Raw genomic sequence first — 15358 nt, 5'->3', positions numbered from 1 at the left:
CGCGGGGGAGCCCGACGGCTTCGGCGCAAACGAAAAAAGGCCCCGATCCGAAGATCGAGGCCTTTGCTGTGGCTGGGGCCGGGGTCGAACCGGCGACCTATCGCTTTTCAGGCGATCGCTCGTACCAACTGAGCTACCCAGCCACGAGGTTTCCGGAGAAACCTCAGCGGTCCTGACGGGATTTGAACCCGCGGCCTCCACCTTGACAGGGTGGCGAGCACTCCAAACTGCTCCACAGGACCAAGCTGTTGCGTGCGACGCGTGAATAGTGTCGCACACGGTGTTGCGTGCCCCCAACGGGATTCGAACCCGTGCTACCGCCTTGAAAGGGCGGCGTCCTAGGCCGCTAGACGATGAGGGCTATCGGCCCGCCTGGGCGCTTCTCAGCGCGTCGGGGACGTCATGAGCATATGGGATGGCGGGGGGTATCGCCAAAACGGTTTACGGGGAGGTCCCGGAGGGGCTCGGGGAGGGCGTCGGCGACGAGGTGGCTCCGGGCTGGTTCTCCTTCACGAGATGGCGGCTGACCTCGGCCGTCGTCAGACCCAGCCCGCCCAGTCTGATCTCGTCCCAGGCCTGGAGCCGGCGGGTGTCCCGGTCCACGTAGAGGACGGAGGCCTCGATCGGGTCCGGGTACGCGCCCTCGACCGCGCGCAGCCCGCTGCCGCCCGTCGAGCCCTCGACGCGCAGCCGTGTGCCGTACTTCATGACCTCCATCCCTTCGTGGTGCAGATGGCCGGCCAGCGCCAGGGGCACCTGGCCGTCCGTCCCGCGCGCGGCCGACGGTTCGTGGGCGACGGCGATGTCCACCGGGGTGCCCGCGGCGAGCTGGTCGCGCAGGGCCGAGGCCAGCCGGGCGCCCGCGAGATCCTCCGCCGCGTCACCGCCAGGCGCGGCCGAGCGGTCCGGGGTGAACTGGGGGTCGCCGATGCCGGCGAAGCGCAGGCCCGCGATGGTGACCGCGCGGCCGTCGTCGAGGACGTGCACGTTCTTCATGCGTTCCAGGTAGTGCTGTGTCTCGCGCGAGTCGTGGTTGCCGCGGACCCAGACGTACGGGGCGCCCAGGTCCCGGATCGGGTCCAGGAAGCCGTTCTCGGCCGCCGATCCGTGGTCCATGGTGTCGCCGGAGTCGACGATCACGTCGATGGCGTACTGCTTCACGAGCGAGGCGATGATCTTCCAGCTCGCCGGGTTCAGATGGATGTCGGAGACGTGCAGGACCCGGATCGTGGTCGGGTCGGGCTCGTAGACGGGGAGGGTGGAGGTGACGTCGTACAGCTTCGTCACGTTTGTCACCAGACGCGCCAACTCCTTCTGGTAGACGTCGAATTCGCTGACGATGCTGCGGGCGTCGCCGACCAGGGAAGGCGCGGAGGCGAGGAGTCCGGAGTACTTGGGCTCCAGGACCGACTCGGGGTTCCAGGTGGCGAAGGCGGTCGCTCCGGAGGCGGTCAGCAGGGCGAGGGCGAGGCCGCCCGCGGTGAGGGCCCGGCGCGGGCGGCGGTAGACCGCGAGGCCGAGGGCGGAGGCGCCGGCGACCACCGCTATGCAGGAGCGGACGGCCAGGTCGAGGGTGCCGTGCTCGACGTCCCGCACGACTTCGTCCTGGAGTCCGGCGAGGCGCTCCGGGTGGTCGACGAGGGCCTGGGAGCGCTCCGGGTCGAGCCGGTCCACGTCCACGTCGAGGCGCAGCGGAGCCTCGTGACTGCGCAGTTCCAGCGCCCCGAGCGGCGATATGTTGATCTTCGTGCCGCCGGTGAGGGAGGGGCGCAGGGTCATGGTGGTGTTCATGGGGCCGACCGGGACGCGGACGTTGCCCACGACCAGCAGTCCCAGCCAGGCGCCGAGCAGCACCACGCAGAGAAGCCCGAGGGCGCGGGCGTACGGGTTCGGCCGGACGGCGAGCTCGAGCACCGGGCCCTTGCGGCGGCCGTGGCGACGGCGGGTGAGCGCGTGCAGCGCCGGTCGGGCGCGGTCGGTCATGCGGCGGACGGTGGCGGTTGCGGCAACGAGGACGCGGGCCATTGGTCCCGTATGCCCAAGGGCCGGGGCGGGTATGCGGGAGTTCCGACGCCCTGTCGGGGGGCGCGTGCGCGGGCGTCCGGTCGCCGTGCCGGGGCGGGTGTGAAGGCGTCCGGTCGCCGTGCCGGGGCGGGTGTGCGGGCCATCGGTCGCCGTGCCGGGGTGGGTGCGCGGGCGTCCGGTCACTGTGTCGCGGCGCCGGGGTGCGGGGATTCCGGCGCTCGGCCGCGGGTCCGACGGTGTTTCGGGCGGCCCCGGTCCGGTCAGCCCCAGCCCAGTTCGTGCAGCCGCTCGTCGTCGATGCCGAAGTGGTGGGCGATCTCGTGGATCACGGTCACCGCGACCTCGTGGACCACGGCGTCGGGGGTCTCGCACATGCGCAGCGTGGGGCCCATGTAGATCGAGATGCGGTCGGGGAGCACCCCGGCGTACCACTCGCCGCGGTCGGTGAGCGGGGTGCCCTCGTAGAGGCCCAGCAGTTCGGGGTCGTCCGCCGGAGGCTCGTCCTCGACGAAGACGGCGACGTTGTCCATGACCCGGGTCAGCTCGGGCGGGATCCGGTCGAGCGCCTGGCTCACGAGCTCTTCGAAGGTTTCGCGCGTCATCTCCAGCACAAGGCCATTGTCGGGGACGGCGCGCCACCGGCGGCGTACGACGGAGACTCCGAAGGGCCGGATCCGGCGGAGGGAAACCGACCGCCTGCCCCACATGGGGTGTCTCATAACAGTTCCGGAGTGTTCTGTCGAATTGCGATTGATTGTCCGGCAATAGTGCGGGCATGACACGCACCCCTTCCCCGACGCGTCCGAGGACGCGTGCGCGCGCCCGCGCGGCCCTCCTCTGCGCCGCGCTCCTCGCCGTCACGGTCCAGACCTCCGCCGCCGCACCGGCGTTCGCCGGGGGGCCCGGACGCCCTGACGGAAGCGACTGCGTGAGGACCGCGAGACCTCTCGACGGCGAGGCCCGTGAGGTTCTCAGCATCACCCGCAAAGCGAAGGCCGAACTCCATCTGAAATCCGTGGAGTTGAAGGTCACCAGCGGCGGGCGAGAGGTCCTCACCGACGCGCTCGGCGAGTCCATGACCGGTGTCCCGGCCCAGCCGGACATGCACTTCCGTGCCGGTTCCGTGGCCTTCTCCTATGTCGGCACGGCCCTCCTCCAGCTCGTCCAGGAGGGGAAGGTCCGCCTCGACGACACCGTGGAGCGCTGGCTGCCCACTCTGCCCAAGGCGAACCAGATCACCCTGCGGATGCTGGCCACCAACACCACCGGGCTGCACGACTACGTCACCGACCCGGCGTTCCTGGCCGAGCTGGAGGCCCACCCGTTCCGCCAGTGGACCCCGAACCAGCTGCTCGCGTACCCCTACAGCCACCCGTTCTGGTACAAGCCGGGCACCAACTGGAGCTATTCCCACGCCAATTACGTGCTGCTGATCCAGGCACTGGAGAAGATCACCGGCACCCGGATCGACAAGTTCCTGAGGGAGCGGGTCACGGGGCCGCTGGGTCTCGACAACACCCGGAACAACTTCACCCCCGACATCCCGCGTCCGGTCCTGCACGCCTTCACCTCCGAGCGCGGCCTGTACGAGGAATCCACCTTCTGGAACCCGTCGTGGACCACCGCGCCCGGCGCGGTCATCACCACGCACGTCTGTGACCTGGCCCGCTCGGCAGCGGCCATCGGCAGCGGCGAGCTCCTCTCGCACCGCTCCTACCGCACCCTGCTCAACCCGGGCACGGTCGGTCTCGGCCATGCGACCGCCACCTGTCCCGCCACGATCTGCCTGGAGCAGACCGAGGCCAGGCACTTCGGGCTCGGTGTCATCGTGATCAACGGATGGGTCCTGCAGAACCCGTCGTTCTCGGGCTACGCGGCGATCCAGGCGTATCTCCCGTCCGACCGTCTGGCCATCGCGGTCAACGCCACCAAGACCAAGGACACGCCCGACGGCAACATGGCCGAAGTGGTCGCCCAGCGCATCGCGGCCGCGCTGGCCCCGCAGGCCCCGCTGGCGATCGGCTGACCCGCGGCACCTCCCGGATCGCAGGCGCCGCGCGGGAACAGCCCGCTTCCCGTACGTCCTCCGGGCCCGGTTGGGCCCGGAGGACGCGTGTCCTCCTGCGGGCGGCGGGAGTTGGACAGGGAGAACTCCCGCTTCTCCCCACGCTCCCGGCTCCTCTCGAGCGGGGGACACCCCGTTCGGAGGTGGCCGCCCGTGCGCGCCTTGTACGTACCCGTCCGTCTGGCCGCCACGGTCATGGCCGTTGCCGCCGCCGCCGGTTGCATGAGCGTCGGCGACGACGCGGGACGCCCGGGGCCCTCGCACTCGGCGGGGCGACGGGCCGGCGAGGCGCCCGGCGGCGGGACCGCGGCAGGAGGCGGTGGAGTCGGGTCGTACGGCGGCAGGAGCGGAAAGGGCGGCAAGGGCGACAGGGCCTCGGCGAAGCCGGGAGAGTCCGCGTCCGACGGCGCGTCGTCGTCGGCGTCCCCGGGCGCGAAGCCGTCCGCGAAGGCGACGGAGACGGGCGGAGGGCCGTCCACGGACTCCATGCCGCCGGGCGGCGAGCCGAGTCCCACGCGGACGACGGCGGAGCCGACTCCTGAGTCCCCGCCCGTCTCGTCGCCGGCGCCCCCCGACCCCGGCCCGGCGGAGCCGTCGTCGTCGGCGCACGAGCAGCCGGTCACGCAGCTGGTCCAGCGGGAACCGGCCCCCGAAGCGGGCTCACCCGTGTAGTGGGGCCGGAGGCGAGGCTGGGCAGGGGTCGCACGAGGGCGCCGGCGTCGGTCGCGTGGACGTCGTGGGGCGGTCGGTGTCGGCCGCCCTGGCTGCCCTGGTCGCCATGGATGCCGTGGATGCCGTGAGGTCGCCGGCGCCGGTCGCCGTGGACGTCTTGGGGCGCCGGTGCCGGTCCTCGTGGACGTACCGGATGCGGTGGGTGTGGCGGGGTTCACGGGGATCGGGGCCGTGGATGTGGCCCGTTCAACAGCGCGGTCGGCGCGGCCGGGGTAACTTTGTTGAAGCGAGCAGGTGGCCAGAACGCACCCGTACCTGCTCGTATGAGGCTCAGTTTGCCTTCATGGGGGAAGGGTGCGTATGGTAGTAGATCGTTTGATCCCATTTGCCCGGCGCCGCCGCAGAGAGCGCCGCGTGGCGCGTACTCTCCCTTGCCGTGGCCGGACCGCATAGAGGCGGTCGTTTGCGACTTCACGGAGTTTGGGCGCGTGCCGAAGAACTCCGGAAGGTTCGCATTTCGCATGTCTGTTTCCAGTACTGATCACGTCGTCGTGCCCGAGAACAACGAGAACAACGACGCGGTCGAGGCCGTCGAGACCGCCGAGCTCATCGAGGCTGTCGAGACCGTCGAGTCCGCTCCCGAGATGACCTTCGGGGACCTCGGTCTCCCCGAGGGCATCGTCCGCAAGCTCGCGCAGAACGGCGTGACCAGCCCCTTCCCGATCCAGGCCGCGACCATCCCGGACGCCCTGGCCGGCAAGGACATCCTCGGCCGTGGCCGCACCGGCTCCGGCAAGACCCTCTCCTTCGGTCTGCCGGCCCTGGCGCAGCTCGCCGGCGGTCACACCGAGAAGAAGAAGCCGCGCGCCGTCATCCTCACGCCGACCCGTGAGCTGGCCATGCAGGTCGCCGACGCGCTGCAGCCCTACGGCGACGTCCTCGGCCTGAAGATGAAGGTCGTCTGCGGCGGTACGTCGATGGGCAACCAGATCTACGCCCTGGAGCGCGGCGTCGACGTCCTCGTCGCCACCCCGGGCCGTCTGCGCGACATCATCAACCGCGGCGCCTGCTCGCTGGAGAACACCCAGATCGCCGTCCTCGACGAGGCCGACCAGATGTCGGACCTGGGCTTCCTGCCCGAGGTCACCGAGCTGCTCGACCAGATCCCGGCCGGCGGCCAGCGCATGCTGTTCTCCGCCACGATGGAGAACGAGATCTCCACGCTGGTCAAGCGCTACCTGACCAACCCGGTGACGCACGAGGTCGACAGCGCCCAGGGCAACGTCACGACCATGTCGCACCACATCCTCATCGTGAAGCCCAAGGACAAGGCGCCGGTCACCGCCGCGATCGCCTCCCGCAAGGGCCGCACGATCATCTTCGTCCGCACCCAGCTGGGCGCCGACCGCATCGCGGAGCAGCTGCGCGACGCCGGTGTGAAGGCCGACGCGCTGCACGGCGGCATGACGCAGGGCGCCCGCACCCGGACGCTGGCCGACTTCAAGGACGGTTACGTCAACGCGCTCGTCGCGACCGACGTCGCCGCCCGCGGTATCCACGTCGACGGCATCGACCTGGTCCTGAACGTGGACCCGGCCGGTGACCACAAGGACTACCTGCACCGCTCCGGCCGTACCGCTCGCGCGGGCCGCTCCGGCACCGTCGTGTCGCTGTCGCTGCCGCACCAGCGCCGCCAGATCTTCCGGCTGATGGAGGACGCGGGCGTCGACGCCGCGCGTCACATCATCAACTCGGGCACGGCCTTCGAGCCCGAGGTCGCCGAGATCACCGGCGCCCGGTCGATGACCGAGGTCCAGGCCCAGTCCGCGGGCGACGCCGCCCAGCAGGCCGAGCGCGAGGTCACCCAGCTCACCAAGGAACTGGAGCGCGCGCAGCGTCGTGCCGCCGAGCTGCGCGGTGAGGCCGACCGTCTGGTCGCCCGTGCCGCGCGTGAGCGGGGCGAGGACCCGGAGGTGGCCGTCGCCGCTGCCGCCGAGGCCGCTGCCGAGGTCGTCGTCGAGACCCCGGCCACCGAGGCCGTCGCCGCCGAGCCGGCCGAGCGTCCCGCCTACGAGCCGCGTCAGCGCCGCGACGAGCGGGGCAACTACGAGCGTCGCGACAACGACCGCGGCGGCTTCCGCCGTGACGACAACCGCAGCGGTGGCGGTTTCAACCGCGACGACCGCGGTGGCCGTTCCTCCGAGCGTCGTGACGACAGCCGTGGCGGTGGCTTCAACCGCGACAACCGCAGTGGTGGCGGCTTCAACCGTGACGACCGTGGCGGCCGTTCTTTCGAGCGTCGTGACGACAGCCGTGGCGGTGGCTTCAACCGCGACAACCGCAGTGGTGGCGGCTTCAACCGTGACGACAACCGTGGCGGTGGCTTCAACCGCGACAACCGCAGCGGTGGCGGCTTCAACCGCGATGACCGCGGTGGCCGTTCTTTCGAGCGTCGTGACGACAACCGCAGCGGTGGCGGCTTCAACCGCGACGACCGTGGCGGCCGTTCTTTCGAGCGTCGTGACGACAACCGCAGCGGTGGCGGCTTCAACCGCGACGACCGTGGCGGCCGTTCTTTCGAGCGTCGTGACGACAACCGTGGTGCCGGCCACCGGGGCAGCGACCGTCCCTTCAACCGTGACCGTCAGGGCGACCGTCCCGCGGGCGGCAGCTTCCGCTCCGGCCACGACCGTCCGACCGCCCGTCGCGACGACCACCGCACGACCGGCACCGGCACCGCTCCTGGTTCGTTCCGCCGTGACGAGAAGCCGCGCTGGAAGCGCAACGGCTGACGCCCAGTAGCTCAGTGAAGTGATGTGGCCCCCACCCGGTCCGGGTGGGGGCCACATCGTCGTTTCCGGGGGTCGAGCCGTGGAAAATGTTTTCCCGTTCACCTTCCAACTCCCGGTAGGATCAGGGAACTTCTGTGGAGGATGCGACGACTGGGGGCCAGGCCGATGCCTGGGACGGCAGACGCCTCTCCGCACTGTTCCGGGAGGGTTCCCTTTGGTTCGTCATGACTTCGTCCGTCGCGCCCGGGTGAGACGCGTCGCTGTCGCCACCGCCGCGTCGGCGGCGCTCGCGGGCGGTCTGATCCCGCTGCTGCCGACATCCGCGTCCGCTGTGCCCGTGGCACAGGAGACGGTGGTTCCGTCCCAGCCGCGGAACTCCTATATGTCGGCCGCCTTCCTCAACTCCTCGAGCGCGAACGGCCACGACAGTGCCGGGGCGCAGGGTGTCTTCCACCGTGTGGAGGGCAGCGCGCTGTACATGTGGACGCGCTATGCGGACGGTGAGTCGGTACCCGTCCCGGTCCGGACCGGGGTGTCCGCCATACCCACCGGTAGTGACGTCCTGGCCTACAGGTACGCCGACGGCCGGGTCGAGTTCTGGAACGCTGCGGACGGCACGACCCAGAGCCTCCAGATGCCCGCGGGTACGGGGTTCTTGAATCCCTACGACAACCTGGTCGTCGGTTTTCGCAACGTGGCCGCCGAGGACGGCACGAGCACCAGGACCATTCACCTGCTGACCCCGGGGGTGGACGGCGGCACCCGTGACGTGACCGTCGGCGGTGGACCCGCGGGCCTCACGCTCGGGCTGCCGGCCGGCGCGGACGCCAGGAGTGTCTTCCTGCGCGCGACGCTGGACGGCGAGTCGCGCCTGGTCGCCGTCGACCGCGAGAGCGGGCAGGTGCAGAGCTGGAGCGGTCCGCTCCCCATCGCGTACAGCAAGGTGTGGATCTCACCGGACCATGTCGTCGTCGCCGCCTACGACAAGGCCAAGGTGATGGTGTTCCCCCGCGCCGACCTGTCGGCGACACCGGCCGAGGTCGTCCTGCGGAACGTCGGTGACCAGGTGAACTCCACGCACGACCTGGCCGTCGTCGGCGACTGGCTGGTCAACGGCATCAACCAGGTGGTCGCGCAGCCGATCGGCGGCGATGCGGCGGTGACCTTGATGCCGTCCTCGTCCTACGGGATGGTGAGCGGTCAGGGCGGCACAGCCGTGAAGATCGGCCGTACCGGCGCCGACGACTGGGGCATCCAGCGCATCGCCCCCGGTCCCGACGGCGCCCCGGTCGTCACCCAGGTCAAGCCGCTGCCCAAGCCGCCCGTCCCGGTCCAGGGGATCTCCCTCGACCAGGGCCGTCTCGTCGTCACGGACACCAGCAGGAACGGAATGCGTGACGACTACGTGCGGACCGTCGCGGTGACCGGAAGCCCCGAGTACGGCGAACGCGGCGACTTCACCCCGCGCCTGACGTCCGACGTGTTGATCGGCTCCTGCGATACCGACAGCGCGTCCTGTGCCCCGCTGCACGGCACCGCCGACGGCCGGATCGTCTGGCTGGAGCACGGGTCGGAGACCGCCGAGCTGCTTCGGGTGAACGGCCCGACGGCGGCGGGGCTGTGGCAGCGGGCCGTGCCCGCGGGCGGACGGGTCACCGACGTCTCGGGCCGGTACGTCCTCTACACGGCCGCCGACAAGCAGTACGCGTACGCGATCGGCGGCGACGGCACCCCGGCGCTCACCCGTACTCCGGGAGCCGCCGCGCTCTCCGGCGACGTGCTCTGGACGGCGGGATCGACGCCCGGCACCGTCACCGCGTACGACCTCACCGCGAAGAAGACCACCGAGACCCTCACCACCGACGCGGGCTGCACGCCCACCGAGCTCCAGGCTCTCGGCCGCTGGATCTACTGGACCTGTGACGGCCGGGCGGGTGTCTTCGACCGTACGGCGAAGAAGTCCGTGGCCGTGCCCGCAGACGAGGCGAAGCTCGGCGACGGATACGTCGTCACCCACGACAAGGCGGCCGGGAAGCTGACGCTCACGGCGGTGGCGGGCGGCAGCGCCGAGAGCCTGGTCATCGGCGACCTGCCCGACACCGGCGTCTCGCAGCGCGACGTGCGCTGGACGGTCGACGAGTCCGGCGCGAACGCCGCGTACGTGGACGGTCTGCAGCGCGTGCACCTCGTGGCGTCCGGGGTGGCCCAGCAGCCGCTGCGGCTGCTGACGCCGGCCCAGAAGGCTTCCTACGTCGAGCAGAGCGAGATCGACACGACACCGGACACCCTCACCACCCTGCTGCTGTCGAAGCCGTCGTCGAGCTGGCGGCTGACCGTGCGGAACAAGGCCGGCAAGGTCGTGGACACGCAGGACGGCGGTGCCGCGCGCGGGGAGCTGAGCGTCGGCTGGTCCGGCGTCGACCGCACCCTTCCCGGGGACGTGCTCCTGCCGAACGGCTCGTACGACTGGACGCTGTCCGTCACACCGGCGGACGGTGTCGGAGGCCCGCTGGAGGTGGGTGGCACGGTCGGGCTGCGCAAGGCCGCACCGGCGCGTCACGACCACACCGGCTCCGGAGGACGTGGCCCGGACGGCATCGGCGACCTGCTCACCCTCAACTCCTCGGGCGGGCTGACCTTCCAGCAGGGCGACGGGAAGGGCGCGTTCGCCGGGAAGGTCACCGGCAACGGCTGGTCGACCAAGGCGGTCGCGGTGCCGTTCGGCGATCTGAACGGCGACCGCTGCAACGACGTCCTGGTGCGGATGAGCGACGGGTCCCTGCGCGGCTACAAGCCCGCGTGCGGCACGGCGCCGACCCCCTCGACCTCGTACAAGGCGCTCGGCACCGGCTGGAACGCGTACAACGTCCTGACCTCGCCCGGCGACCTGACCGGTGACCGGCGGCCGGATCTGCTGGCGCGGAAGGCCTCGACCGGCGACCTCTACCTGTTCGCCGCGAAGAGCGACGGAACGCTCGCCGCGGGCAAGAAGATCCGTACGGCGTGGACGGGCTACACGAAGATCGTCGGTGCCGGGGACCTGAACGGTGACGGGATCGGTGATGTGCTCGCGCGGGACAAGGCGGGAACGCTGTACCGCTACAACGGCACCGGGACAGGCCTGTTGAAGGACCGGGTGAAGGTGTTCTCCGCCTGGGGCGCGTCGTACAACGCGATCGTCGGGGTCGGCGACATCACCGGTGACGGGAAGAACGACCTGGTCGAGCGCGACACCTCGGGGAACGTCTACCGCAACGCCGGCACGGGGACGGGCTCGTTCGGCTCCCGGGTGAAGATCACCGGCGGCTGGCAGGGCTACAAGGGCCTTTTCTAGCCAACTTGCTCTCCCCCGTAGCGCATGTCATGCCCCCGGCGAGGGAATCGCTGGGGGCATGACAGATGACGCCAGAGCGACTGGGCTGTCGGACGAAGAGCGGCTCGCCCAGCTCGGCTACACACAGGTTCTCGCCCGCCGCATGTCGGCGTTCTCCAACTACGCGGTCTCCTTCACGATCATCTCGGTCCTGTCGGGCTGTCTGACGCTGTATCTGTTCGGCATGAACACCGGCGGTCCCGCCGTGATCACCTGGGGCTGGGTCGCGGTCGGCCTGATGACGCTGTTCGTCGGGCTCGCGATGGCCGAGATCTGTTCGGCCTACCCGACGTCCGCCGGGCTGTACTTCTGGGCGCACCGGCTCGCCCCGGAGCGCAGCGCGGCCGCCTGGGCCTGGTTCACGGGCTGGTTCAACGTCCTCGGCCAGGTGGCGGTGACCGCGGGCATCGACTTCGGCGCCGCGTCCTTCCTCGGCGCCTATCTGAACCTCCAGTTCGACTTCGTGGTGACGCCGGGCCGCACGGTCCTGCTGTTCGCCGGGATCCTGATCCTGCACGGCCTGCTCAACACCTTCGGCGTGGGGATCGTCGCCCTCCTCAACAGCATCAGCGTCTGGTGGCACGTCATCGGCGTCGCCGTCATCGTCGGCGCGCTGACCTTCGTGCCGGACCACCACCAGTCGGCGGACTTCGTGTTCACGAAGTTCGTGAACAACACGGGCTGGGGCAGCGGGGTCTACGTCGTCCTCATCGGACTCCTCATGGCCCAGTACACGTTCACCGGGTACGACGCCTCCGCCCATATGACGGAGGAGACCCACGACGCCTCCACGGCCGGCCCGAAGGGCATCGTGCGGTCCATCTGGACCTCGTGGATCGCCGGATTCGTCCTGCTCCTCGGATTCAACTTCGCCATCCAGTCGTACGACAAGGAGCTGGGCTCGGCGACGGGCGCGCCTCCGGCGCAGATCTTGCTGGACGCGCTCGGCGCGACGACCGGGAAGCTCCTGCTGCTGGTCGTGATCGGCGCCCAGCTGTTCTGCGGCATGGCGTCGGTGACGGCCAACAGCCGTATGATCTACGCCTTTTCGCGCGACGGCGCACTGCCGTTCTCGAAGGTGTGGCACACGGCCCATCCGCGCACGCGGACCCCCGTGGCGGCGGTCTGGCTGGCCGCGCTGGGCGCTCTGGTGCTCGGTCTGCCGTACCTGATCAACTACGCGGCCTACGCGGCCGTGACGTCGATCGCGGTGATCGGCCTCTATGTCGCCTACGTCATCCCGACCCTGCTGCGGGTGCGCAAGGGCGACGCCTTCGAGCGCGGGCCCTGGCATCTGGGCCGCTGGTCCCGCCCCGTGGGGGTGACAGCTGTCGTCTGGGTGGCCGTCATCACGATCCTGTTCATGCTGCCCCAGGTCTCCCCGGTCACCTGGGAGACCTTCAACTACGCCCCGATCGCCGTCCTCGCCGTCCTCGGCTTCGCCGCGGTCTGGTGGCTGGCCTCGGCCCGTCACTGGTTCCTCAACCCCGACCACCAGCGCACGATCGCCCGTGAGGCCGCCCGCAAGGGTGCGCCCGAACCGGTCGATCCCTGACCTTGTGCGCTTTTGGCGTGGCCGGGACCCCGATACCCGATCGGAGTCCCGGCCACGTCCCGCTATGCTCGGGGATGCATCGGCGCGGGCCGGTGCGCCGTGCCGGTGTTGTCCGGTGCGGGGACCCTTAGCTCAATTGGCAGAGCAGTGGACTTTTAATCCATTGGTTGTGGGTTCGAGTCCCACAGGGTCTACCGAAGGGCCCCCGCCTCAGAGGCAATCTGAGGCGGGGGCCCGATGCGTTTCGCGCCGTCTCGTGCCGTCCTGCCGGCCCGCTGCGGGTCCGAAGGGTGCGTGTGTCAGCCCGCTGAGATGCCCGTCAGCTCCGTGAGTTCCGGCAGCGGGAGCGTGTGCTGGGTCTGGAGGACCTTGGCACGCAGGTAGCGGACGTTGTGGGCGGTGGTGAAGACACCCGTCGGGACCCGGTGGGAGACCGTGATGCCGAGCTCGCGAAGCTGTTCGGCCTTGTCCGGGTTGTTGGAGAGCAGGTCGAGGGAATCGATGCCGAGCGCCCGGAGCATCTGGGCGGCAGCCGTGTAGTCGCGGTCGTCCTCGGGCAGGCCGAGGGCCGCGTTGGCGGCGTAGGTGTCGAGACCCTGGTCCTGGAGGGCGTACGCGTCGAGCTTGTTGTAGAGGCCGATGCCGCGGCCCTCCTGGCGCAGGTACAGCAGGACGCCGCCCCGGTCCGCGATCTGCTCCACCGCCTCGCGCAGCTGGGGTCCGCAGTCGCAGCGGGCCGAGCCGAAGACATCGCCGGTCAGGCACTCGGAGTGCAGCCGCACCAACGGGTTCTCGCCGGGCTCGCCGAGGACGACGGCCAGGTGTTCCTTGCCGTCCTCGAGGCCGTGGAAGGTCACGAGTTCCGCGTCGACGGAGTAGCCGTCACCGAAGCGCAGGGGCACGCGGACGCGGGTGCGCACGGTGGCGGTGGGGTGGTCGCGCATCTTGTCTCTCCGTCCAGCGGGTCCGTACGAGATGGTGCTTCAGATTTGAAGCACTGCCTCGGGAGGAGACCCTACATCTGCTTCAAACTTCAAGCAATAGAGTTCGTGCCCCTCGCGTCCTTCACGAGGAGCAGGAACGCCGCCGCCACGGCAGATCTTCCCCGGACGCCCCGGAATTCCCGTCCTGGATCGCCCGGGTGATGGTTCCGCAGATCTCGTCCAGCTGTTCCACCTGCTCAGGCGTCAGATGGTCGAAGATCGCCGTCCGCACCGTCTCGACGTGTCCCGGCGCGACCCGCTCCAGGAGGGCCATGCCCTCGTCGGTGAGGACGGCCATGTGCCCGCGCTTGTCGGTGGGGCAGCCCTCCCGGCGTACGGTGCCGTCCTTCTCCAGCCGGGTCACCGCGTACGTCAGACGGCTGCGGGTGATCTTCTGGGCCTCGGCGAGGTCGGTCATCCGCAGCCGCCGGTCCGGCGCCTCGGACAACTTGGCCAGGATGGAGTAGTAAAGGTGGGGCATCCCCGCCTCCGCCTGCAGCCGGCGGTCGATGGCGTCCTCCAGGAGGGAGGTCGCGGAGAGGTACGAGCGCCAGGCGCGCTGTTCGGCGGCGGTGAGCCAGCGGGTCGTCATGAGACCAGTCTAGGTATTGTTTAAAACTTGAACCACTGTGCGCGTGTGATCCGACTGCGCGCGTGTGACCGGAGGATGCGTCCCGATGCCCCGTCCCTACGTCCTGTTGTCCGCCGCCGTCTCCCTCGACGGCTTCCTGGACGACACCGGTCCCGAGCGGCTGCTGCTCTCGGGCCCGGCCGACTTCGACCGGGTCGACGAGGTGCGGGCGTCCAGTGACGCGATCCTGGTGGGCGCCGGCACGCTGCGCACGGACAACCCGCGGCTCCTGGTCAACTCCGCCGAACGACGTGCGGCCCGCGTCGCCGGTGGCCGCCCCGAGTACCCCCTGAAGGTCACCGTCAGCGGTTCCGGCGACCTCGACCCGCAGGCACAGTTCTGGCACACGGGCGGCGAGAAGGTCGTCTATACGACGGACAAGGGCGCGCTGCGTGCAGCCGCCCTGCTGCACGGCCTCGTCGGCGTCGATGTCGTCCCGACCGGACCCGAACTCGACTGGCGTGTGCTGCTCGAACACCTTCACGACGTGCGGGGTGTGCGCCGCCTCATGGTCGAAGGGGGCGGGAAGGTCCACACCCAGCTCGTGCGCGAGGAACTCGCCGACGAACTGCAGCTCGCCGTAGCCCCCCTCTTCGTCGGTCAGCCGGACGCGCCGCGGCTGTTCGGGCCCGGGGCGTATCCCCTGGGCCGGCTGCGGCTGGTGGAGACACGGGCCGTCGGGGACGTCGTGCTCATCCGGTACGTCCCCACCGCGCCCGGCACCGGCCCGCTCGCCTCCGCGGCGGACCGGCGGTGGCTGGAGCTCGCCTGCGAGCTGGCGGCGCTGTGCCCGCCCTCGAAGACCGCGTTCAGCGTGGGCGCCGTGGTGGTCGCGGCCGACGGGACCGAGCTGGCCAGGGGCCACTCCCGCGAGGGCGACGACCCCGTCGTGCACGCCGAGGAGGCGGCCCTCGCCAAGATCGACCCCGCCGATCCGCGGCGGGCCGCCGCCACCGTCTACAGCAGCCTGGAGCCGTGCGCCCACCGCGCCTCCCGGCCCGCGCCGTGCGCCCGGCTCATCCTCGACGCCGGTGTGCGGCGGGTCGTCACGGCCTGGCGCGAGCCCGACACCTTCGTCACGGACGCCGACGGGAACGGGCTCCTCGCCGCTGCGGGCGCCGAGGTCGTCGTCCTCTCCGAGTGCGCGGACCAGGCCAAGGCCCCCAACCGGCATCTGCTGGGCTAGGCGCCTCGCCCCGCCCGGCCGGAGGCCATCCGTGGCAGGTGAAGCCGCGTGCCCGCCGACACCGCTGAAGGGGTGC

Annotated in this window: 10 protein-coding genes and 4 tRNA genes; 7 read left to right on the top strand and 7 right to left on the bottom strand. The window is 70.6% G+C overall.

Annotated elements, in window-relative coordinates; all coding sequences use genetic code 11:
* Positions 1–69: 69 nt before the first annotated feature.
* The 5 genes from N4G66_RS37175 to N4G66_RS37155 all read right to left on the bottom strand — a co-directional run bounded on the left by N4G66_RS37175 (position 70) and on the right by N4G66_RS37155 (position 2636).
* Positions 70–143, bottom strand: a tRNA-Phe gene (locus N4G66_RS37175).
* A 24-nt stretch (positions 144–167) separates the two neighbouring features.
* Positions 168–242, bottom strand: a tRNA-Asp gene (locus N4G66_RS37170).
* Positions 243–288: 46 nt separating this feature from the next.
* Positions 289–361, bottom strand: a tRNA-Glu gene (locus tag N4G66_RS37165).
* An 80-nt stretch (positions 362–441) separates the two neighbouring features.
* Positions 442–2025: a metallophosphoesterase family protein gene (locus N4G66_RS37160; protein WP_391858951.1), complete on the bottom strand. Its 1584-nt coding sequence runs from the start codon at positions 2023–2025 to the stop codon at positions 442–444.
* 260 nt (positions 2026–2285) lie between these two features.
* A complete protein-coding gene (locus N4G66_RS37155; protein ID WP_261708721.1) occupies positions 2286–2636 on the bottom strand; it encodes a metallopeptidase family protein in 351 nt (116 codons plus the stop codon).
* A gap of 164 nt (positions 2637–2800) precedes the next feature.
* Between N4G66_RS37155 and N4G66_RS37150 the strand changes: the two genes are divergently transcribed.
* From N4G66_RS37150 to N4G66_RS37125, 6 genes are all read left to right on the top strand, one after another.
* Positions 2801–4051, top strand: coding sequence for a serine hydrolase domain-containing protein (locus tag N4G66_RS37150; RefSeq protein ID WP_261708720.1), 1251 nt, complete (start codon positions 2801–2803; stop codon positions 4049–4051).
* 192 nt (positions 4052–4243) lie between these two features.
* Positions 4244–4762 (top strand): hypothetical protein, encoded by a 519-nt coding sequence (locus N4G66_RS37145; protein WP_261708719.1) that lies wholly within the window; start codon positions 4244–4246, stop codon positions 4760–4762.
* Between the two features lie 521 nt (positions 4763–5283).
* On the top strand, positions 5284–7554 hold the full coding sequence (locus N4G66_RS37140; protein ID WP_261708718.1) for a DEAD/DEAH box helicase: 2271 nt from the start codon (positions 5284–5286) through the stop codon (positions 7552–7554).
* A gap of 247 nt (positions 7555–7801) precedes the next feature.
* On the top strand, positions 7802–10888 hold the full coding sequence (locus N4G66_RS37135) for a VCBS repeat-containing protein (RefSeq protein ID WP_261708717.1): 3087 nt from the start codon (positions 7802–7804) through the stop codon (positions 10886–10888).
* A gap of 58 nt (positions 10889–10946) precedes the next feature.
* The gene (locus tag N4G66_RS37130) at positions 10947–12482 is read left to right on the top strand and encodes an amino acid permease (protein WP_261708716.1); all 1536 of its coding nucleotides are present in this window, start codon (positions 10947–10949) and stop codon (positions 12480–12482) included.
* 121 nt (positions 12483–12603) lie between these two features.
* Positions 12604–12676, top strand: a tRNA-Lys gene (locus N4G66_RS37125).
* A gap of 105 nt (positions 12677–12781) precedes the next feature.
* Here N4G66_RS37125 and N4G66_RS37120 read toward each other — a convergent pair.
* Together N4G66_RS37120 and N4G66_RS37115 are read right to left on the bottom strand one after the other, a co-directional pair.
* Complete coding sequence (locus tag N4G66_RS37120) at positions 12782–13426, bottom strand: GTP cyclohydrolase II (RefSeq protein ID WP_261708715.1); 645 nt, start codon at positions 13424–13426, stop codon at positions 12782–12784.
* 121 nt (positions 13427–13547) lie between these two features.
* Entirely contained in the window at positions 13548–14057 is a 510-nt protein-coding gene (locus N4G66_RS37115) for a MarR family winged helix-turn-helix transcriptional regulator (RefSeq protein WP_261708714.1), read from the bottom strand.
* 85 nt (positions 14058–14142) lie between these two features.
* Here N4G66_RS37115 and N4G66_RS37110 point away from each other — a divergent pair, with 85 nt between their 5' ends.
* Positions 14143–15282, top strand: a complete 1140-nt coding sequence (locus N4G66_RS37110; protein ID WP_261708713.1) for a dihydrofolate reductase family protein — start codon at positions 14143–14145, stop codon at positions 15280–15282.
* The last annotated feature ends 76 nt before the right edge of the window (positions 15283–15358 follow it).

It is taken from the genome of Streptomyces rhizosphaerihabitans, from assembly GCF_025399795.1.
Taxonomy (GTDB): domain Bacteria; phylum Actinomycetota; class Actinomycetes; order Streptomycetales; family Streptomycetaceae; genus Streptomyces; species Streptomyces rhizosphaerihabitans.
Note: the sequence above shows the minus strand (reverse complement) of the source record. Positions and strands in the feature narration are given on the sequence as shown.

What these genes read in the sequence shown, in the direction of transcription:
- N4G66_RS37160 (WP_391858951.1), bottom strand. Translation starts at nt 2,025, where the DNA reads ATGGCCCGCGTCCTCGTTGCCGCAACCGCCACCGTCCGCCGCATGACC.
- N4G66_RS37150 (WP_261708720.1), top strand. Translation starts at nt 2,801, where the DNA reads ATGACACGCACCCCTTCCCCGACGCGTCCGAGGACGCGTGCGCGCGCC.
- N4G66_RS37140 (WP_261708718.1), top strand. Translation starts at nt 5,284, where the DNA reads ATGTCTGTTTCCAGTACTGATCACGTCGTCGTGCCCGAGAACAACGAG.
- N4G66_RS37130 (WP_261708716.1), top strand. Translation starts at nt 10,947, where the DNA reads ATGACAGATGACGCCAGAGCGACTGGGCTGTCGGACGAAGAGCGGCTC.
- N4G66_RS37120 (WP_261708715.1), bottom strand. Translation starts at nt 13,426, where the DNA reads ATGCGCGACCACCCCACCGCCACCGTGCGCACCCGCGTCCGCGTGCCC.
- N4G66_RS37115 (WP_261708714.1), bottom strand. Translation starts at nt 14,057, where the DNA reads ATGACGACCCGCTGGCTCACCGCCGCCGAACAGCGCGCCTGGCGCTCG.
- N4G66_RS37110 (WP_261708713.1), top strand. Translation starts at nt 14,143, where the DNA reads ATGCCCCGTCCCTACGTCCTGTTGTCCGCCGCCGTCTCCCTCGACGGC.